This is a genomic window from Mumia sp. zg.B17, assembly GCF_019550915.1.
Taxonomy (GTDB): domain Bacteria; phylum Actinomycetota; class Actinomycetes; order Propionibacteriales; family Nocardioidaceae; genus Mumia.
Genome location: NZ_JAHWCI010000003.1, coordinates 64,596 through 83,705 on the forward strand (window position 1 = coordinate 64,596; position 19,110 = coordinate 83,705).

At 72.0% G+C, this 19,110-nt stretch carries 20 protein-coding genes; 1 reads left to right on the plus strand and 19 read right to left on the minus strand.

From position 1 onward, the window contains the following. Positions 1-29: 29 nt before the first annotated feature. On the plus strand, positions 30-944 hold the full coding sequence (locus KV097_RS04305) for an SURF1 family protein (RefSeq protein WP_220365171.1): 915 nt from the start codon (positions 30-32) through the stop codon (positions 942-944). Here KV097_RS04305 and KV097_RS04310 read toward each other — a convergent pair. The 19 genes from KV097_RS04310 to eccD all read right to left on the minus strand — a co-directional run bounded on the left by KV097_RS04310 (position 876) and on the right by eccD (position 18,999). Continuing rightward, entirely contained in the window at positions 876-1,640 is a 765-nt protein-coding gene (locus tag KV097_RS04310; RefSeq protein ID WP_220341628.1) for an SDR family oxidoreductase, read from the minus strand. The two genes, KV097_RS04305 and KV097_RS04310, sit on opposite strands and share 69 nt — an antisense overlap. Then, on the minus strand, positions 1,637-2,428 hold the full coding sequence (locus tag KV097_RS04315) for an enoyl-CoA hydratase/isomerase family protein (RefSeq protein ID WP_220345059.1): 792 nt from the start codon (positions 2,426-2,428) through the stop codon (positions 1,637-1,639). Before KV097_RS04315 ends, KV097_RS04310 begins: the two co-directional genes overlap by 4 nt. A 32-nt stretch (positions 2,429-2,460) precedes the next feature. Then, a complete protein-coding gene (gene abc-f / locus KV097_RS04320; RefSeq protein WP_220341626.1) occupies positions 2,461-4,062 on the minus strand; it encodes a ribosomal protection-like ABC-F family protein in 1,602 nt (533 codons plus the stop codon). A gap of 96 nt (positions 4,063-4,158) precedes the next feature. Beyond that, a complete protein-coding gene (locus tag KV097_RS04325; protein WP_308289349.1) occupies positions 4,159-4,656 on the minus strand; it encodes a peptidylprolyl isomerase in 498 nt (165 codons plus the stop codon). A gap of 164 nt (positions 4,657-4,820) precedes the next feature. Continuing rightward, on the minus strand, positions 4,821-7,628 hold the full coding sequence (locus KV097_RS04330; RefSeq protein WP_220341625.1) for a LysM peptidoglycan-binding domain-containing protein: 2,808 nt from the start codon (positions 7,626-7,628) through the stop codon (positions 4,821-4,823). Between the two features lie 28 nt (positions 7,629-7,656). Continuing rightward, positions 7,657-8,724 carry a hypothetical protein gene (locus KV097_RS04335; RefSeq protein WP_220341624.1) on the minus strand — a complete coding sequence of 356 codons (1,068 nt, stop codon included), beginning with the start codon at positions 8,722-8,724 and terminating at the stop codon, positions 7,657-7,659. Next, a complete protein-coding gene (locus KV097_RS04340) occupies positions 8,721-9,374 on the minus strand; it encodes a hypothetical protein (RefSeq protein WP_220341623.1) in 654 nt (217 codons plus the stop codon). The genes KV097_RS04335 and KV097_RS04340 overlap by 4 nt, the downstream gene beginning before the upstream one ends. 53 nt (positions 9,375-9,427) lie before the next feature. After that, a complete protein-coding gene (locus KV097_RS04345) occupies positions 9,428-10,204 on the minus strand; it encodes a TadE/TadG family type IV pilus assembly protein (protein ID WP_220341622.1) in 777 nt (258 codons plus the stop codon). After that, positions 10,201-10,686: a TadE family protein gene (locus tag KV097_RS04350; protein WP_220345053.1), complete on the minus strand. Its 486-nt coding sequence runs from the start codon at positions 10,684-10,686 to the stop codon at positions 10,201-10,203. Before KV097_RS04350 ends, KV097_RS04345 begins: the two co-directional genes overlap by 4 nt. Next, on the minus strand, positions 10,683-11,126 hold the full coding sequence (locus tag KV097_RS04355; RefSeq protein ID WP_301022383.1) for a TadE family protein: 444 nt from the start codon (positions 11,124-11,126) through the stop codon (positions 10,683-10,685). Before KV097_RS04355 ends, KV097_RS04350 begins: the two co-directional genes overlap by 4 nt. Then, entirely contained in the window at positions 11,123-11,335 is a 213-nt protein-coding gene (locus tag KV097_RS04360; protein WP_220341619.1) for a hypothetical protein, read from the minus strand. Before KV097_RS04360 ends, KV097_RS04355 begins: the two co-directional genes overlap by 4 nt. Positions 11,336-11,361: 26 nt before the next feature. Further along, positions 11,362-12,258, minus strand: coding sequence for a type II secretion system F family protein (locus KV097_RS04365; RefSeq protein WP_220341618.1), 897 nt, complete (start codon positions 12,256-12,258; stop codon positions 11,362-11,364). Further along, positions 12,255-13,142 (minus strand): type II secretion system F family protein, encoded by an 888-nt coding sequence (locus KV097_RS04370; RefSeq protein ID WP_220365172.1) that lies wholly within the window; start codon positions 13,140-13,142, stop codon positions 12,255-12,257. Before KV097_RS04370 ends, KV097_RS04365 begins: the two co-directional genes overlap by 4 nt. Next, a complete protein-coding gene (locus KV097_RS04375; protein WP_308289337.1) occupies positions 13,142-14,446 on the minus strand; it encodes an ATPase, T2SS/T4P/T4SS family in 1,305 nt (434 codons plus the stop codon). Before KV097_RS04375 ends, KV097_RS04370 begins: the two co-directional genes overlap by 1 nt. Continuing rightward, a complete protein-coding gene (locus KV097_RS04380) occupies positions 14,443-15,294 on the minus strand; it encodes a hypothetical protein (protein WP_220365173.1) in 852 nt (283 codons plus the stop codon). Before KV097_RS04380 ends, KV097_RS04375 begins: the two co-directional genes overlap by 4 nt. Position 15,295: 1 nt before the next feature. After that, positions 15,296-15,958 (minus strand): SAF domain-containing protein, encoded by a 663-nt coding sequence (locus KV097_RS04385; protein WP_220365174.1) that lies wholly within the window; start codon positions 15,956-15,958, stop codon positions 15,296-15,298. Positions 15,959-16,023: 65 nt separating this feature from the next. After that, positions 16,024-16,449 carry a hypothetical protein gene (locus KV097_RS04390; protein WP_220365175.1) on the minus strand — a complete coding sequence of 142 codons (426 nt, stop codon included), beginning with the start codon at positions 16,447-16,449 and terminating at the stop codon, positions 16,024-16,026. After that, positions 16,446-17,633, minus strand: a complete 1,188-nt coding sequence (locus KV097_RS04395) for a hypothetical protein (protein ID WP_220365176.1) — start codon at positions 17,631-17,633, stop codon at positions 16,446-16,448. The genes KV097_RS04390 and KV097_RS04395 overlap by 4 nt, the downstream gene beginning before the upstream one ends. 13 nt (positions 17,634-17,646) lie before the next feature. Then, the gene (gene eccD / locus KV097_RS04400) at positions 17,647-18,999 is read right to left on the minus strand and encodes a type VII secretion integral membrane protein EccD (RefSeq protein ID WP_220365177.1); all 1,353 of its coding nucleotides are present in this window, start codon (positions 18,997-18,999) and stop codon (positions 17,647-17,649) included. Positions 19,000-19,110 lie beyond the last annotated feature (111 nt).

Genomic DNA, 19,110 nt, shown 5'->3' on the forward strand with positions numbered 1-19,110 from the left:
CGCGTGGACCAGTTCGCTACCGTCGTGTTGTGTACAGGTTCCTGCTGACGCGACGTTGGATCGCCTTCGCGCTCTTCGTCGCGCTCCTCTCCGGGGTCTGCATCTGGCTGGGATTCTGGCAGTTCGGCAGGGGGGACCTGCGTGAGGCCCGCAACGAGCTGACCCGGCACAACATGGTCTCGACCCCCGTCGCGCCCGACGAGCTGGCGACCAGCGACCCCGACGCGTCGCAGCAGCACGAGTGGCGGCGGGTCGAGGTGACCGGGACGTACGACACCGACGCGCAGGTCGTGGTCAAGTACCGCACCCGCGAGCAGCGCGGGCCCGGCGTCGACGTCGTCACCCCGCTGCGGACCGATGACGGTCGCGCACTGCTCGTCGAGCGCGGGTGGGTGCCGTCGGCCAACACGACGGGCGCCGAGGTCGACATCCCGGAGCCTCCTGCCGGCGAGGTGACCGTCCTGGGCTGGTGGCGGGCCGACGACCACGTGCCCCTGTCGGCGACCCAGCCCGACGAGGGCCAGGTCCGCGCCATCTCGACTCTCGGGATGGGGCAGGCGCTCGACTATCCGTTGTACGAGGGCGGCTATCTGGCGCTCGAGGAGCAGAAGCCGGCCACCGACGGGTTCGTCGCCCCCGAGGGGCCCGAGCTCGGCAGCGGGCCGCACTTCTTCTACGGCGTGCAGTGGTGGTTCTTCGCGGCCCTGGCCCTCGGCGGGTTCGGGTGGTTCGCCTGGGCCGAGGCCCACCCGCGTGGCCCGCGCAGGGCCGGTCACGCCAGACCGGGCCAGCGTTCGGTGCCCGCGGCGCGTGCCGCCGCCGAGCGCGCGGCTGCGGCACGCGCCGGCGGCAGCCGTCCGACGGCACCGCCGGCCTCAGAGCGCGCGGATGGCGCCCCCGTCGACCGGCAGCATCACGCCGGTGACGTACGAAGCGGCGGGTGACAGCAGGAACGCCGCCGCGGCCCCGAACTCCTCCGGGCGCCCGTATCGCCGCAAGGGGATCGACTCCTCGTGCGCGGCACGTGCTGCCGCCGGGTCCTGCGCCCGACCGTCGAGATAGCGCACCCGCTCGGTGTCGATCCGCGCCGGGAGCAGAGCGTTGACGCGTACGCCGTGAGGTCCGAGCTCGTCGGCCAGCTCCTTGACCAGCATCGCGAGACCCGGGCGCAGCCCGTTGCTGATCGCCAGGCCCGCGATCGGCGCCCGGACCGACGACGAGAGCACGAGCGCGATCGCGCCGCCGTCACCCAGCTCGGGGGCGACCTCCCGCACGGTCCGGACGGCGCCGAGGAAGACCGACTCGAACGCCGCGCGCCACTGGTCGTCCGTCACGTCCATCACCGTGCCGCCCGGTGGACCGCCGACGCTCAGGACCAGGCCGTCGAGCCTGCCGAACCGGTCGCGGGCTGCCGCGACGAGCGTCCCGGGCGTCGCCGGATCGGCGTTGTCGGCCGCCACCCCGACGGCATGCTCCGCACCGAGACGGTCCACCGCAGCCTCCACCGCGTCCGCGTCGCGCCCGGAGACGACGACGTCGGCTCCCAGGCCGACCAGCGCCTCCGCGGTCGCGAACCCGAGCCCGCGGCTGGCACCGGTGAGGATGAAGACACGACCCGTGAGGTCGTACGGGGTGCTCATCGTGCGGTCACCAGCTCGATGAACCGCTCGCGCTGCGCACGCCGCTCCGCTGCGGTCTGCGCGGCCAGGTCGTGATCACCCGCGCTCTGGAGCAAGCCCTTGGTGGCGCTGACGGCGTGGTGCGGCGCCGCCGTCAGCGCGGCGGCCAGCTCGGCCACGCGGGCGTCCAGCCCCTCGACCGGGACGATCTCCTGCCCGATCCCGAGCGCGTACGCCTCCTGGGCGGAGACCCACCGTGCGGTTGCGCAGATCTCGAGCGCACGGGCGTAGCCGACGGCGTCCACCAGCGGCTTGGTGCCGGTGAGGTCGGGCACCAGGCCGAGCGCGGGCTCCTTCATGCACAGCTGCGCGTCGTCGGCCAGCACCCTCAGGTCGCAGGCGAGCGCCAGCTGGAAGCCGGCACCGACGGCATGTCCCTGCACCGCGGCGATGGAGATGAAGCGCGGGTCCCGGAGCCAGGTGAAGCCCTCCTGGTAGGTCGCGATCGTCGCGTCGAACTCCTCCGCGGTTGCGGCGGCGAGCTGAGGGAAGGACGCCTCGCCCTCGATGCCGCTCGGCGACAGCATGGCCCGGTCGAGGCCGGCCGAGAACGAGGCGCCCGCGCCGCGCAGCACCACGACACGGACGTCGGGCTCCACGGCGGCACCGACTGCCGCCAGCCCGCGCCACATGGCCGGAGTCTGCGCGTTGCGGACGTCAGGACGGTTCAAGGTGACCGTGAGGACGGCGCCGTCGACGGCGAGCTCGAGGCCCGCCTCGGCCAGGGTCTCAGGAGAGGGATACGTCATGGGGCGAGGCTATCCCCCGCCCTGGTCGCCGCTCAGGCGAGGCTGATGAGCTCCTGGTAGTCGGCGGTCCAGAGATCCTCGACACCGTCGGGGAGGATGAGCACCCGGTCGGGCTGGAGCGCCTCGACCGCGCCCTCGTCGTGGGTGACGAGCACGATGGCGCCCTCGTACGAGCGGATCGCCCCGAGCACCTCCTCGCGTGACGCGGGGTCCAGGTTGTTGGTGGGCTCGTCGAGCAGGAGCACGTTGGCCTGGGAGACGATCAGGGTCGCGAGTGCGAGCCGGGTCTTCTCGCCGCCCGAGAGGACCTTCGCCGGCTTGTGCGCGTCGTCACCGCTGAAGAGGAACGCTCCGAGCACGCTGCGTGCCTGGGTGTCGGTCAGGTTCGGGGCCGACGACTGCATGTTCTCCAGGACGCTCCGATCGAGGTCCAGGGTCTCGTGCTCCTGGGCGTAGTAGCCCATCTTCAGTCCGTGACCCGGACGGATCTCACCGGTGTCCGGAGTGTCGAGACCACCGAGGATCCGTAGCAGCGTCGTCTTGCCGGCACCGTTGAGCCCGAGGATGACCACGCGGCTCCCCCGGTCGATCGCGAGGTCGACGTCGGTGAAGATCTCCAGCGAGCCGTACGACTTCGACAGGCCCTCGGCCATCAGCGGCGTCTTGCCGACGGGCGCCGGGGTCGGGAAGTCGATCTTGGCGACCCGGTCGGACGCGCGCTCGCCCTCGAGGCCGGCGAGCATCTTCTCGGCGCGGCGCGCCATGTTCTGCGCGGCGGTCGCCTTCGTCGCCTTCGCCCGCATCTTGTCGGCCTGTGCCATCAGGGTCGTGGCCTTGCGTTCTGCGTTGGAGCGCTCGCGCTTGCGACGCCGCTCGTCGGTCTCGCGCTGCTCGAGATACTTGCGCCAGCCCATGTTGTAGACGTCGATCTCGGCACGGTTGGCGTCGAGGTGCAGCACCTTGTTGACGACGTCCTGCAAGAGCACCACGTCGTGGCTGATGACGACCACACCGCCCTTGTACGACATCAGGAACGAGCGCAGCCACCCGATCGAGTCGGCGTCGAGGTGGTTGGTCGGCTCATCGAGAAGGAGCGTGTCGGCACCCAGGAAGAGGATGCGCGCGAGCTCGATACGGCGACGCTGGCCGCCCGACAGAGTCTTCAGCGGCTGGTCGAGGACCCGGTCGGGGAGCCCGAGGCTCGCGGCGATGGTGGCCGCCTCCGACGCCGCGGCGTAGCCACCGCCGGCGTGCAGCTCGGCATCGGCACGCGAGTAGCGGTTCATCGCGCGGTCGCGCACCGCGTCGTCCTCGGAGCCCATGTCGATCTCCGACCGGCGCAACGTTCGATAGACCTCGTCGAGACCGCGAGCCGACAGGATCCGGTCGCGTGCACTCTGCTCGGGGTCTCCCGTGCGGGGGTCCTGCGGGAGGTAGCCGATCGTGCCTCGTCGGGTGATCGTCCCCGCGGTCGGGTCGCCGCCCTCACCGGCGAGGACCTTGGTCAGCGTCGTCTTGCCGGCGCCGTTGCGTCCGACCAGACCGACTTTGTCTCCGTCGGTCACCTGGAACGTCGCACCCGCCATGAGGACCCGGGCACCCACGCGCAGCTCGAGGTCGTGGACGCTGATCATGGCGGAGCTGCTCCTGGGAGTGGAAGAAGGTGAGGGGGAGGGCACCGACGCCCTCGGAGCCGAGAACCCGGCCACCGACCAGTGTACGGAGTGGTGTCAGTCCGCCACGACGACGGACTCGACCACGACCGGCTCGACGGGCAGGTCCGACTCGGTCGGAACCGCGGCGATCTCGTCGACGACCGCCTTGCTCGCGTCGTCGGCGACCTCGCCGAAGATCGTGTGCCTGCCATCGAGGTGGGGCGTCGGCACCGTGGTGATGAAGAACTGCGAACCGTTGGTGCCGGGGCCTGCGTTGGCCATCGCCAGCAGGTACGGGCGGTCGAAGGTGAGGTCGTCGACGATCTCGTCCTTGAACTCGAATCCGGGCCCGCCCGTGCCCGTACCGAGCGGGTCGCCTCCCTGGATCATGAATCCCGGGATCACCCGGTGGAAGATGGTGCCGTCGTACAACGGCTCGCCCGTCTTCTCGTCCCCCGACTCCGGGTCGGTCCACGCCTTCTCACCGGTCGCGAGCCCGACGAAGTTCGAGACGGTCGTGGGCGTCTTGTCGGCGAACAGCGTCACGGTGATGTCGCCGCGGTTGGTCTTGATCGTCGCCTGATCCGCCGAGAAGGAGGCGTCGGCGTCATCGGCCTTCTCGTCGGTTCCGCAGCCGGCGAGGAGGACCACGGTGAGGGCAGCGACGATCCACGGACGAAGACGCACGACGAAGACTCCTGGTGTGACGAACGACGAGACGGGAGACGAGACGGACGTCAGGCTACGCCACGGCGATAGCCCGGCAGAATCTCGTCGACGAGCGCCTCCGTTCGTGACGTCACGCCGAGGGGTGAGCCGTGGGCGGCGACCGCCGCGTACATCTGGTCGGCCACGACCATCGCGTCGTGGCGACCGCTGAACCGCAGGGCGAGCCGCATCGCTGCGCACCACAACGCCTCGCTGGCCGGGAGTGCGGCGAGCCCTGCGAGAAGCGCGTCCCGCGCACCGTCGGGATCGTCGGCGTTGCTGCACTCGGTGGCCAGCGCTGCGGACGTCATCTCGACGGCGAGGGCGACGTCGTCCTCGATGCTCAGGTGGGCCAGCCAGGCGTAGCGGCCTTGAGGGGCGTCCTCGAAGGCGGGCCCGCGGACCAGCGACATGGCGGTGCGCAGTGCTGGGACGCGCGACCGGCTGGCGACGGCGCGGTTGAGCGCCGCCCGGAACCGGTCCCAGTCGCAGGCGAGCGACGATCGACGGATCGACCACACGCCGGCGTCGTCGGCGAGCACCGGCTCGCCGGCCGCGGTCGACCCGAGCCACTCCGCGACGCACGCGAGTGTCGCGTCACGGGTCGTCGGGTCGACGCCGCGGGGCCAGAGCGCACCGGTGAGGACGTTGACGTGGACGCCCTCGGGGTGCAGGGCCAGGTAGGTGACGATCTCCGAGAACAGCTCACGCCGCTCTTCCTCGAGTGGCCCCGTGGCGCGGACGTGGACCGGCCCGAGCACGTCGACGGAGACGACGACGGGATCGTCGTCGCCGGTGGCGAGCACGGCCTCCTCCACCACGAGCGCCTCGGCGAGCTCCTCGATCCGCACCGCCGCGGGCTCCGCCGGGAGCTCGAACAACGTGGCGAGACCGCGGTAGGCCTCTGGCGCGAGCTCCTGTGCAGCGACGTCGACGGCCAGCGGGCCGCTGACGAGCCGGCCCTCCTCGGTCGCGGTCAGCCGTGCGGCACCGTCGGGGCAGTCGCCGACGACGACGGCCGCGAGCGCGACCATCGGGTCGGCCGCCCACGCACGCAGGCGCGCGAGGGACGCGGCGTCAGGGACGCCGGAGCAGACCACGAGCTGGAGTCGGACCTCCTCGGGGCGCTCGGCGACACGCCGCGCCTCCTGCACCGACTCCACGCCGTACGCACGGCAGGTCGCGCGCTGGTCGTGGGCGACATTGTCGAGTGCGTCGAGCGCTCGATCGATGTCGCCGACGGCGCGCACGTTGCCGATCCCCGCGACGTCGTCGGCGAACCCGACCAGCGTCACCACCGGGGCGTCGGCCCACGGGTGGGTGGCTGTCTCCACCGCGAGACTCATCGCCACGCCGCGGGCGACGTCGGGGTCGCCACCGAGAGAGACGACGCCGTCGTACGACTCGAGGTCGAGGAGCAGCACCGCGCCGTCGTCGCGGACACCGGCACACACGAGGCCGGGCAGGGCCGAGGGCGACGTGGACGACACGTCCGCGTCGCGAGGGAGCATCCAGGTGCGCGCGTCGCCGGTGGTGGTCCATCCGGCGGGGAGCGCACGCTCCGGCTCGGTTCGGAAGGCGATGACGAGCCCGTCCGACGACAGCGCGGCCTTCGCCACGGGGGGCAGCGCCGTCGCGTGCAGTCCGCGGACCGCGCCGGCCAGCCACTGGCCGTCCTTCGGGGCAGCCTCCTGCCTCAGACCGGCCTCCACACGCGACGCGATGTCCACCTGAGGGGTCGCCGCGGCGGGTTTCGACCCGCGTGGCCGATCGCCTCCACCTCCTGGGGTCGAGGCGCGGCGGCGCCGCAGGGCCAGCAGCGCACCCGCCAGCGCGAGACCGCCGGCGACCCCGAAGACCGGGGCCCACTCCCCCACGCCCGACCGCGGCGCGGCGTCGTCGACCACGCTGCCGGCGCCACCCCCCGCACCCTCCGCGCCGCCCGCCTGGGCCGCGTCGGAGTCCGCACCCGAACCTTCGGCCTGCGAGGTGCCGTCGGGCGCCGACACGGGCGGCGTCACGTCGTCCCGGGTGGCCTCGACGACCTTCAGACCCGGTCCGCGGGCGTCGTTGGGCATCTTCATGACCCATCCGGGGTGGATGAGGTCGGGATTGGTGAGCGTACGACCGTCGGGCTGGACGGCGTCGCGGTTCATCGCGTAGATCTCCTTGTAGCGGAACCCGTCTCCCAGGTAGCGCTCCGCGATGTCCCACAAGGTGTCGTAATTGCGGTTGTTGGGCGGCTTGACGTCGTAGTACGTCGTCACCTCGCCGCCGCGCTGCTCCGCCTTGGTCGCTCGCGCGAGGTCGGAGGCGGCGGGACGATCCGCGTCGGCGGTGCGCTCGACCGTCTGGGCCTGCGACGCGACGCGCTCGACGCCGGCCGGGCGGTGCTCGGGGCCGGCCTGGGTGGCGTTGGCGCCCGGTGCAGCGAGGGTGGCGGTGCCGACCAGGAGCACGAGGGTCGTCACGAGCTTGCGCGCCAAGGCCTGCGTCCCGATCCCGCCGCCGGGGACGCGTGGCGCGAGGCCTCGGTGCCGGACCTCTGCGGCGGTCTCGACGACGAGGCAGACGAGGAAGTGCAGCCACGCGAGCCAGACGATGGCAGCGAGGACGCTCATCAGGACGTCGGTCGTCAGTGGCTGCTTGATCCAGGCGGTGTCGGGGAGCGCGTCGGGCCACGGCGCTCCGAACGCGGTCCAGAGGGCCCAGGGCACGCCCACGACGAGGGCGAGGATCGCGATCAGCGCGACCAGCCCGCGAACGACCTCGCCACCGCGCCCACCCTGCTGGGGAGCCACGGGGAGACGGTTGTTGCTCCTCTGGGTCACGGTCATCGCCTTCAGTCCTTCAGTTGCGGGGCGGTCAGTACAGGACGATCGGAGGCTCGTTGGGCGCCTGGACCTCCTGGACGGGCAGAGCCTGCGTCGCCGTCATCTCGAATCCGTTGCCCAGCTCCTCTGTCGGGCTCCCGATCCCGAAGGTGATCCTCCACCTCACCGTCACGGTGACGGGGTAGGCGGAGACATAGACCTGCGGGAGCTCGGGCGCGTCAGCGTCCGCGTAGGCCCTGGCGGTGGCCGACGAGCGGGTGAACGTGATCCTGCAGTCGGACGGCTGGTCGGCGACCGACGCGCCCTCTTCGTAGACGAGCTCGTCAGGGGTGCAGGTGATCGGCTCCATGTCGGTCTGGTGCGGGTCGATAACGATCTCGGTCGCCTCGGCGACCATGTGCAGATCGTCACCGGGGCGCTCGAGGCGGACCTCCCGGTACGGGGCCCCCAGCGGGTTTCCCGCGAAGGCGCCTTCGGCGACCGGGTCGCTGGTCTCCGGGTCGACCCACGCGAAGGTGAAGAAGGTCGGGTATCCGACGAGGGGCACCGTCGAGGGCTCGGGACGCATCATCGGCACGGGGAGTGCGGTCTCGTCGCCGGTCACGCGCTGCCACAGGAACCTCATCAGCCCGTTGTTGGGGGGCGTGATGTCTGCACCGTTCGGCACCCACTCCAGCGAGATCGTCAGGTGCATGTCCCTGCCGCCCGCGTAGGTGTCCCAGTTGATGTCCTCGATGCAGCGCTTGAGCAGGAAGCTCCCCTCGCCGGGATCGGGGTTGGGGGGAACCTCGATCCACGGCGGTGGATCGGAGTAGCGGCACGGGACGAACTCTTCGCCTCCGAAGCGTTCGCGCAGCGTCTCGTCGTTGCCGCCGCCGCGCGCACAGGAGGACCCCATGCCCGTGCCGCTCGCGTACACGGTGCAGTCCGCGATCTGCGCCTGCTGCGGCGGCGAAGAGTGAGTCGGCGTCCCTCCGCCACCACCACCCCCCACTGCGGGCGGCTTGCCCCATCCGTCGACGGCCCACACACTCGAAGGAGGTGCGATCAGCGCGCCGATCAGGATGATGATGGACGCGAGCGTCCGGCGGCGGGTCATCGCGGTGCCCCAAGCTTGCATGGTCCAGACGGCTCCACCGCCGTCAGCACCCACCGGTCGCCTGTCGACCTCATCGAGATGGCGAGAGCCTCCCACTCGTTCTTGCGGCGGTCGATGAACCTCCGAGTCTTGGCATCGACCCAGGAGATTGAGGGAGACCATCGGCACAGTCGAACGGTGGACGCCTTCGCATCACCCTTGAGTCGGCCGACATGCGCGACGGGCTTGGAAGGGACAGTCCAGCCGTTCTTCTTTGCATCGTTCACAGCACCGGCGAAGAAGCGACTCAGATCGCGGGAGAGCACCGCGCGCAACTGCGCGGGAACCACATGCTCACGCTGGGAGTACGCGCTCCCGGCGACGAACGTCTTCAGCACCTCCACGCGCGCGTCGCCCGCGCGGCCACCGGTGAAGGTCATCTCGATCCCCGGGAACGGGTTCGGCGGGGCGGTCGTCGCGGCTGCTGTCGGCGTCGGAGACGGCGTCGAAGACGTGGCGGTCTCGCTCGGTGTCGGGGTCGGGTCGGCCGTGGCCGAGTCGTCTTCGGAGCTGCACGCGGACAGTAGGAGCACCGCCGCCGCGGCGGTCATGATCCATCGCAGATGCACGCCCGAGACCCTTCCGCGTCTGTTCTGGAGATCCGACACCAAGACCGCACAGTATCGGGTTGGAGGCTCACCCGTGAACCCTTCGCCCCCAGGCGTCAGCCCTCGGCCGGTGGACAGGTGGGGATCGTCGAGGTCGGCGTCGTGCGGGTCGGTGTCGGCGTCTCCGTGGGGTCGGTGCCGTCGGGCGGATCCTCCGGCGTCGAGGTCGGCGGCGACTCCGAGGCCTCCGGGTTCTCGTCCTCGTCCTCGTCCGGGTCCGGGGTGCGGCACTCGTCGATCGGCGACGGCGACGGCGGAGACCACGACGAGATCGGCAGCTCGTCCTCGTCCTCGTCATCATCCCCGGGGCCGCCGGGCGGCGCCACGCTCGGCGGTTCGAGCGTGCTGACCTTCGCGTCGTCGGGTGCGTCGATCCCGGAGACCGGACGCGCCTGCGCGACACCGCTCGCGGTGAGCGTCTCGCGCCCGATCATCCCGATGATGATCGCCGAGCGGGACACCTCGGTCTCGACCTCCACCGCGCTCGTCCGGCTGCCGTTGATGGTGACGTCGCGGATCGCGGCGCTGCACCGTACGAGTGTCGAGTCCCCGGCCTGTGCCTGCTCGCAGTAGTTGCGGGCGGCCGAGAGAGCGGCCGAGCTGATCAGGTTGAGCGACGGGTCGGCCACGTTGACGGCCTGGGCACCGGCGCGGGCGGCCTCCTGGGCGTACGCGATCGCGATGCCCTTGGCGTTGAGCTGGCGTCCGCCGTCGATGACCATCCCGGCCAGGAGCAGCAGCCCCACGCTCACGATGACGACGAACGGGGCCACCGACCCCGCCTCGTCGCGCCGCGCAGCCACCCGGCGTACCCAGGTCTTGACGCCCGTCATCGGTATCCCCGGTATCGGTCGAGCGGGCTGGTGAACGAGCGCTGAACCTCGATCTCCCAGAACGGGAAGAAGCTGAGATCGGCCGTGCTCAACGTGCACGTGACCGTCACGGTCACCGACGCGACCTCGTCGGCGGCGTCGGGGTCGGGGACGGTGAACGCCTTGCCGTTGAGCACCGGCGCGCCCGCACTCGCGCTGTCGCGGCAGCTCTGCGGCGCGTCGTCCATCGTCGAGGTGACCGTCGTGGCGGCGATGCTCGCGACCGCCCCGCGATCGTTCTGAGCCGTGGCCGCGCGGGCCGCGTCCCGAGCCGCCTGGTCGACGAGGTTCTCGGCCTGCGCATAGCGCGCGAACGCGACGATGAGCATCAGCAGCATCATCATGAACGGCGCGAGGATCACGAGCTCGAGGCTCGAGGCGCCCCCATCGTCACGACTGCGACGCAGGCGGCCACGACCACCGCTCCCCCGTCGGATCGTCACGGCGCCACGCTCCGCGGATCGACACGGAACTGCTCGAGGGTGGCGTCGGCCGACTGCACCACGGTGACCCGGCCCCCCAGCGGCAGGACCGCCTCCCCCTGGACGACCATCGTCACCCGGCCGGTCGTCTCGTCGATCGAGCCGTCGGCCTGCACCGCGTCGAGCCGCCCGAGCTTGCCCGCGTAGCCGACGCTCAGCTCTTCGGCACCCGTGAGGTACGAGGCGGCATTGGGGTTGTCACCGGCGAGACGAAGGTACGAGACTCCCTCGCGCGCCGCGGTCTGGGCGACGTTGCGGGCGTACATGTAGAGGCCCATCTGGATGGTGGCGAAGACGAGGAGCAGCAGCACCGGCGCCACGATCGCGAACTCGACCGCGCTCGCGCCCCGCTCCCCACGGCCACCACGCCTCAGGCGCCCGTGCCCGACGGGACGGCTCAGCCGCCCTCGTTGATCTTGTCGATGTTGCTGTCGACCACGTTGTTGATCGCCACGCCGATCAGCAGCGCAGCGGCGACGACGATCGCCGAGATGATCGCCCACTCGATCGCGGAGGCTCCGATCTCCGACCGACCCTCGCGCCGCATCTGCGCGGCACGCGCACGGACTCGCGAGATCATCACCTGAGCGGCCAGCACCTGTGAGTACATGTGTTTCCTTTCCTTGCTGCACGACGTCACCCGAGCTTCGACACCGCGGGATAAGCCAGGAAGACCAAGAAGGCGACGCACATCAGGAGCTGCGCCACCAGCATGGACTGCGAGCTCTCGCCGGCAGCGCCTTCGATGTCGGCCAGCTCGCGGCGCCGCATGCTGTTCGCCCGCGCGAGAAGACTCTCACGGATCCTGGCACCCTCGTCACCGGCCAACCCCAACGTGGACGCGAGGTCGCGGAGCTCCTCGACGCCGAGCTCCTGACCGAGGTGGGCGATGCCTTCCCAGGGGGTGCGCCCGGACAGGCGTGCGGTGGTGATCGCCTCGCGGATCCTGACCATCGCCCAGTGGTCACCGACCGTCGAGGCCGCCAGGAGCGCCTCGGGGAGACCGCGGCCGCCGGCCAGGTTCATGGCGACGAGGTCGAGGAACGAGCCGGTGACGTGACGGAAGTCGCGGCGTCGCTTCTCGGCGTCCCTCCGCAGCTCCAGGTCGGGCAGGAAGAACGCTCCCGCCGCCAGGGCGAGCGACACGACGGCGGGAACCCCGAGCGGGTCGTAGCCCAGCAGCGTGAAGATCATCGGGAACCACACCAGCGCCGCCAGCGCGAGCAGGACCTTGGTGCCGAGGTGCTGCGCGAACGGCCGGTCGACGACGGCGAGATCGGCTCGCGTCCGCGTGAACGACCAGCCGCGGGCCGAGGCCTCGTCCTCGAACCTCTCCCCCACCGATACGCGCCAGCGGTCGATCAGGTCGGGCTTCTTGCCGTCCTCGACCGTGCGGCGCGGACGACTCCGGCGTCTGGCGCCGTCGACCCGCGCCAGCGTCGCCGCCACACCCGGCACCGGGCGTACGGCCATGCGGACGAAGATCAGGATGCCGGCGCCGACCGCGGCCCCGGCGAGCATCGCGAGCATCATCGTGCGACCACCTGCCCGTCGCGTCTGCGGGCCGGCTCGGCCGCGATGAGGAAGCGCTCGGGCTGATCGACCCCGGACAAGCGCCGCATCCAGAGCACGGCCGCACCGAACATCGCCAGCACGACGGCGAGGACGATCTGGCCCACGAAGGTGCCGTACGGCTCGACGTAGGCGCCGTTGAAGATCACCAGCGAACCGGCGACGACCACGATCACGCCGACCACGATCTGGACGCTCCGGCGCGTGCTGCGACGGCTGGACTCGACCCGGCGGCGTACGTCGAGCTCGGCGCGGGCCGACTCGGCCAGCGCCGACAGGACCTCACGCAGACCCGGTCCGCGCAACCGTGCGTTGAGGACGAGCGCAGCCACGGCGACGTCGGCCGAGGGGTCGTCGAGGTCGTCGGCGAAGCGCATCAACGCGTCCGGGAGCGGCTCGCGGACGCGCAGCCGGTCGACCAGGAGGTTCAGTGCGGGACGGATGGAGGGCGCGGCGTTCTTGGCGGTCGCGGGGATCGCCTGCTCCAGACCGATGGCGCCCGCGATCGTGTCGCGCAGGGCCTCGATCCACGCGGCGAGCCCTTCGGCTCGCACGATCGCCTGACGCTCGGCGCGCCCGCCACCCAGCAGCCTGTCCCACAGCGCGACCACGCCGCCGATCACGACCGCGAGCACCACCCAGCGGGTCACGAGCAGCGTGAGGGCGAACGCGATGATCCCGCCCACGGCGAGCCGCACCTGGCGCTCGGAACGGTGTGCGGAGGACTTGCGCCGGATCATCGTGGGTCGCGGGGCACGACGGCGCAGCGCGTACGCCAGCATCAGCCCGCCGACGCCCACCAGAGCACCGGCCGTCAATGCCAGCGGGACGCGCAGCTCCTCCATCACCAGCCTCCGTGCACCAACGGCTGGTATCCGTACGAGGCGAGCTCCTCGGCGCACGAGATCGGCGCGTGCGGGACACCCCGTCCGTCGGTGTCGGGAGCGAAGACCTCCGAGGACAGCACCTGGTTGTCGAAGCCCACGACCTCGCGGATGCTCTCGACCACGCGCGCCTGTCCCCCGCCGAGGTGGGCGTCGTTGTGCTTGCGCATGAAGACGACGAAGTCGAGCGCACCCGCGACCAGCAGGTGGGTCGCCTCGATCGGGAGACGTTCACGGGCCTGGAGCGCGTAGGTGGCGATGCGGTTGAACACCTCGACCGACGAGTTGGCGTGGATCGTCGAGAGGGAGCCGTCGTTGCCCTGGCTCATGGCGTTGAGCATCGTGACGATCTCGTCGCCGAGCACCTCTCCGACGATGACGCGTGAGGGGTTCATGCGCAGCGAGCGTCGGACGAGCTCCGCCATCGAGACGCTGCCGAGGCCTTCGGAGTTGGGCAGACGCTCCTCGAACGCGACCACGTTGGGATGCAGGTCGGGCGTCTCACCCAGTCCCACCTCCAGCGCCCTCTCGACCGTGATGATGCGCTCGTGCGGCGGGATCTCGTTGGCCAACGCCCGCAGCATGGTCGTCTTCCCGGCGTTCGTGGCGCCGGCGATCATGATGTTCTTGCGGGCGGCGACCGCCGCCTTGAGGAAGTCGGCGATGTCGGCGGACATCGTCCCGTTGGCGACGAGGTCGTCGAGGAAGACCTTCGACATGCGGGCCTTGCGGATCGACACCGCCGGCCGCGAGCAGACGTTCATCACCGCCGACAGTCGGGAACCGTCGGGCAGCCGGAGGTCCAGCTGCGGGTTCGCGGAGTCGAACGGCCGGCTGGACAGGCCGGAGTGGGCGCCGAGCACCTGGACGAGCTCGACGAGCTCCTCGTCGGTCTCGGCCACCGACGGATAACGCTCCTCGCGCCCGTCGCCGTACTGGACGAAGACGGTGTCGCACCCGTTGATGTCGATGTTCTCGACCTGGGGGTCGTCGAGGAGCGGCTGCAGGCGGCCCACGCCGAACAGCGCCGAGTGGATGGCTCCCGCGACCTCGGCCTCGACGTCGGGCGGGATCGGCGTGCGCCCCTCGGCGATCTCGTACCGGGCGTGATCCTCCAGCACCTGGACGATCAGGGAGCGTGCGTACTCGCGCTCGTCGTCGGGCGACATCGTGGCGAGCCCGGCGGCCTGGTCGCGTCGGCGTTGCTCGTTGAGGCGGTCGGCGACCTGTCCTCGCAACGTGCGGACGAGTGTGTGGTCGATCACCGGTGTGCTCCCGTCCGCTGTCCGTGCTCGTGCTCGTGCGAGTCCGGGGGCGCAGGCTCCTGGTCGTCGACGGGTCCGGCCGCCACCGGTGAGCCGTGAGCCACGGCCGCGGCCAGCTCGGCGACGAGCGGGCCGGCTGACCGCACGAGCGCGAGCTTGTCGGGCCGGGAGGTCGTCTGCCCCTGGAAGAGGTGGGCGCCCCGCTCGTCGTACGCGAGGTGGTGCACGCCGGCGAGCTCCACGCCGGTCGCGGTCAGCGCGTCACGGATCTCGCGGACGGTCTGCGTCCGCTTCGGCGGTGCGACGACGGCGACGTGGACCGGGACACCGTACGCGCCGCCAACCGTGTCGGAGACCGGACGCAGCCGGTGGCGCAGGTGCACGACGCTGCTCGGCGACGTGTCGACGACGAGGACCGCGGCATCGGCACTGGCCAGGAGAGCGTTCTGAGGGGTCAGCACCCCGATGCGGCCGAGGTCGGCCACGACGTCGTGGCGCGGAAGGCGCGCCAGGAGGGGGCCGAGCTGGGGCCAGGTCGCCTGGAGGCCGCCAGCCTGCTCGGGGAACGGTGGGCCGAGCAGCACCTCGAGCCCGCCGATCAGCTGCTGGGTGTGCTCGTCGACGAGCTCGGGGTAGAGCGAGCGGCGACCCGCGGCGGCGAGGCTGGTCAGCCCGGTCTGGGGGTCCAGTGCGCTGCCGTCGGCGGCGGGCATCCGGGTGGCGACGTCGCCACCCGCCGGGTCGCACTCAGCCACGACCACGGGCCGTGGCCACAGCGCTCCCAGCAGCAACGACGTCGTGGTCACACCGGGCGCACCCTTGGCGGAGGCGAGGGCGATCAGCGCCACGTCAGCCTCCGCACGTGTCGTCGAGGTCGGCGCCCTCGCCGACCGTCGCGAGATAGACGGAGTCGTCGGCCAGTGCGCCGGCCAGGCGCGGGCCACAGCTCGCGTCCACGCTGACCAGCACGGTGATGTCCTGGCTCGACGACAGGGCACCGTCGTCGACCTCACCGACCTGGACGACCTCGGCGGCGATCCCGCGCGGGTCTCCGTCGGCACCGGAGAGGTACAGGCCGATCGGTGCGCCTCCGCGGAGCTCGGTGAGCGAGCGGGTGGCCGGCGTCTGGATGGGGAACTGTGCCTTGCCCTTGCCGACGCCGGTCGACTCCGCGACCATCGCCGGCGACAGCACCGTGCCGTCGAGGAGCCGGGCGGTCGCGTACTGTCCGACGACCGAGTCGCGTTCTCCGGCACGCACTCCGCCGTCGAAACCCTCGGGCAGCGAGACGGTGCCGAGGTCGTCGAGGGTCAGCCGCTGGCCCTGGGCCACCTCGCCCTGGACCTTGAGGAAGTCGGCACGGTCACCGGAGCTCATGGCGATCCAGCCCGAGAGGAGGGCTCCGCCGACGATCAGGATGACCGCAAGCGCAGCGAGCGCCGGACGGCGCTCCCGCGTGGAAGGGAGGCGCGCAGCGGTGCGCGTCTCACTCGCGGTCGGCAACTTGGACATGGAGGGCCTCCAGCTGGATGTCCGAGCGTCAAGTCAAGGCATGAACCTACACGCGGTGAGGTTCGTCATCCCTCGCCGTCCACAGTGGCGGGGGTCTCGGGAGTCTTCGGGGTCGCTAACGACCGTCTGGGTCGCTCTCTGCCGGTCGGTGACGGCGTCGGCGCCGACGCGGACGGCGTCTCAGCACTGCTGCGCTGGCGCTCCTGACGTTCCTGGATGTCCTGCTGGCGCTGGTAGGCGCTGGTGACCGCCATCCCGGCGACGATGACCGCGACCACGATCACCCCGGCGAGCACGGCCGGCCACGTGGAGCGGTGCTCGCGCCACGTCCGCCGTGTGCCGTGCAGGAGCGCGGACCGGAGCTGCCTGCGGCGCAGCGCGTCGGCCTCGAGGACGTACTTCTCTGCGTTCGGCGTCCGGGCGAGCGTCGCTCCCGGTGTCGGCGGGACCGGGCGCGTCGGCGGCGTACCGCCCTGGTCGGCGCCGCTCATCGTCCCTCTGCGAGCCGCGCGGCCACCTGCAGCAAGGCGAACCGGGTCTGGGAGGTGACCTGGTCGGCCCGGAAGGGGCGGCCGTGACGGAGCGCGTCGTCGCGCCCGACGACGACCACCTGTCCGTCGACGGCACCGACGGCCGCGGCCGCACGCCGAGCCTCGTCGACGGGGTCTCCGTCCTCGCGGCAGACGACGACCACGACCGCCGACCGCGCCGCCGCCGGGTTGACCCGGTCGAGGCGGGAGAGTGCGACCTCGAGGGCCCGCAGCCCGATCTCCCCCGGCCCGGTGACGACGACGGCACGGTCGCAGCGGGCGACCGCGGCGTACGCCCCGTCGGTGGGGTCGTCCCCGGCGTCGACGAGCAGGAAGGCGTGCTGCGCGACGAGGCGGTCGACGAGGCCGCCGAGCTCGCCGCGTTCGAGCGGCTGGTCCCACGAGGGGCCGTCGACGACGGCGAGGCCGCCGGGGGCGGTCGGCGGTGTGGCGGCGTCGGAGGCAGCAAGGATGCGCCGGACGGTGTGCGGGTCGTGAACGCCCTGGAGGGTGCTCAGCGGCGGAGTGCCCGCCTGGACGTCGACGAGCACCGTACGGTCGTCCCGGAGCGCGGCGAGCACGGCGCCGACACCGCTCGCGACCGTCGTCGTACCCACGCCGCCCTGCGCGGACAGGAACGCCACCAGACGTCGGCCCGACTGCCGGCGCCGGACCCCCGCGACCAAGGCGCGCTCGGCATCGGCGGCCGCGGCTCCGTCCAACGTGACGATGCCGCGTGCGGCGGCGCGCACCCACGACGGGCCTCCGACCCGCTCCGGGGCCGGTGAGACGGTGCGCGAGACGACCTCGTGGGCCACGGTCGGGGGGTGCTCGACCGAGCCAGGCACGGTCGCCGACGGGGGCACGGCAGGCGGTGCGGGCTGCGCGTGCCCGCGCGCCTGCGACGCCCACTCGGGGCGCAGGGCCACCACGTTGGCGTCGTCGGCCGGACGCTGGGGCACGGCGTGGTCCGACTCCTGGGTCCAGCGACGCTCGGGCGCCTGCGACTGCGGTGTGTCGAGCCCGAGGCTTCGCGGGTCGATGCCCATGCGAGCCAGGTCGGCGGCAGCACCCTGCGCCTCCGAACGACGCCCTCGATCGGGACGGGGCTCGGCGCCCTCCGGCGGCTGACGGTCGTCGGTCATCGCGCGTCCTTCCTCAGACCATGCTCGAGAGACGGTCGAACAGCCCGGTCGCCCCGCAGGCCAGCACGATCGCCTGGATCACCAGGAGCAGCTCGACCAGGTTGAGCAACCGCTTGACGCGGGCGCGGCTGATGCCCGAGATCTGCACGGACGCCACCGCCACCGCCACCACTCCCAGGGCGAGCACGATGACGACGAGCCAGCGGGTCGCGTCGACGTCGGCGACCTCGCGGACCAGCTGGGCCCCGAGCACGACGAGACCGGCGATCCGCAGGGGCAGCATGTGCGCGACGCGCGAGAAGATGCGCGAGCGCGACAGGGCGAGCAGCCCGACGGCGAGGGCGAGCCAGCGGTCCCACCGGTCGTCGGAGAACGTGAGGACCGCACCACCGACACCGGCCACCACCGCGATCGCCGCGAGCGACCCGACGAGCAGCCCGTTGCTCTCGCGGTATCGCGCCTGGATGGCCTCCCGCGACATCGTGCCGACGTTCCGAACCCGGTAGTCGGCGCTGGCCAGGCCACCGACCGACAGCGAGACCCTCGGCGCGACACCGACGGCCAGGAGCACCACGACGACCACCACGCGGAGCGTCTGGAGCGGCTCCACCGCGAAGGCGTCTGTCAGCGCGAACGCACCGGCGACGACGAGGAGGACTCCGGCGAAGGCGAGGTACGGCGTCGCGAGCGGGGTCATCGCGCGCCCGAGACCCGCGACCGCGGCGGCCATCGCGAAGGCCACGACCACCGTCAGCGACCCGCTCCAGTCCGCCCACGAGCCGAGGGCGGTGCTCCCGACGTACGCCCACACGAGCGCGGCGACCAGGACGGGCCGTACCGACCACGGTGCGGCCGCCCGTGCGGCCCACCCGGAGAGAGCGGCCAGGGCGACCGCGCTGGCGATGCCTCCCGCGGCGACCGCACCGGCGGGGGGCACCTGCCAGCCGGGCACCAGCCGCTCCAGCAGGCCGAGGCACCACAGGGCGAGGACGCCGAGAGCGACGGCGGTGGTGACGACGGAGAAGGTCAGCGTCGTCGTCGGCGTCCAGGCGCCGCCCGCCGACTCGGTGGCGTCCTCCACGGCATCGCGGACATCTTCGACCGACGCGGGCTCGACGCCGCTCGAACGGGGACGCAGCTCGAGCACGTCCCCGTCGAGGACCCCGGCCTCCTCGAGGGTCTGGCCCAGCCCGAGCGGAGAGCCTCCGACGCGCGCGAGTGCGAGGCCGGCCTGCGGCGCCTCACCGCCGCCGCAGTAGCGGATCACCTGCGCGACGACGTCGGCGAGCGGCAGGGCGCTCGGCAGCGCGAGGTCGACCCGTCTCTCCTCGGTGACGACCGTGACCCTGCTGTAAGCGGTGAGCACCGGCGCACTCCTCTCCCCTGTGCGAGTGGCTCGGTCCGCGGCGGTCGCGGCGTGCGCGGCCACCGCTCGGCGTGGACGCCGTGGAGCATATCGTTTGCGAGGACAACGCCT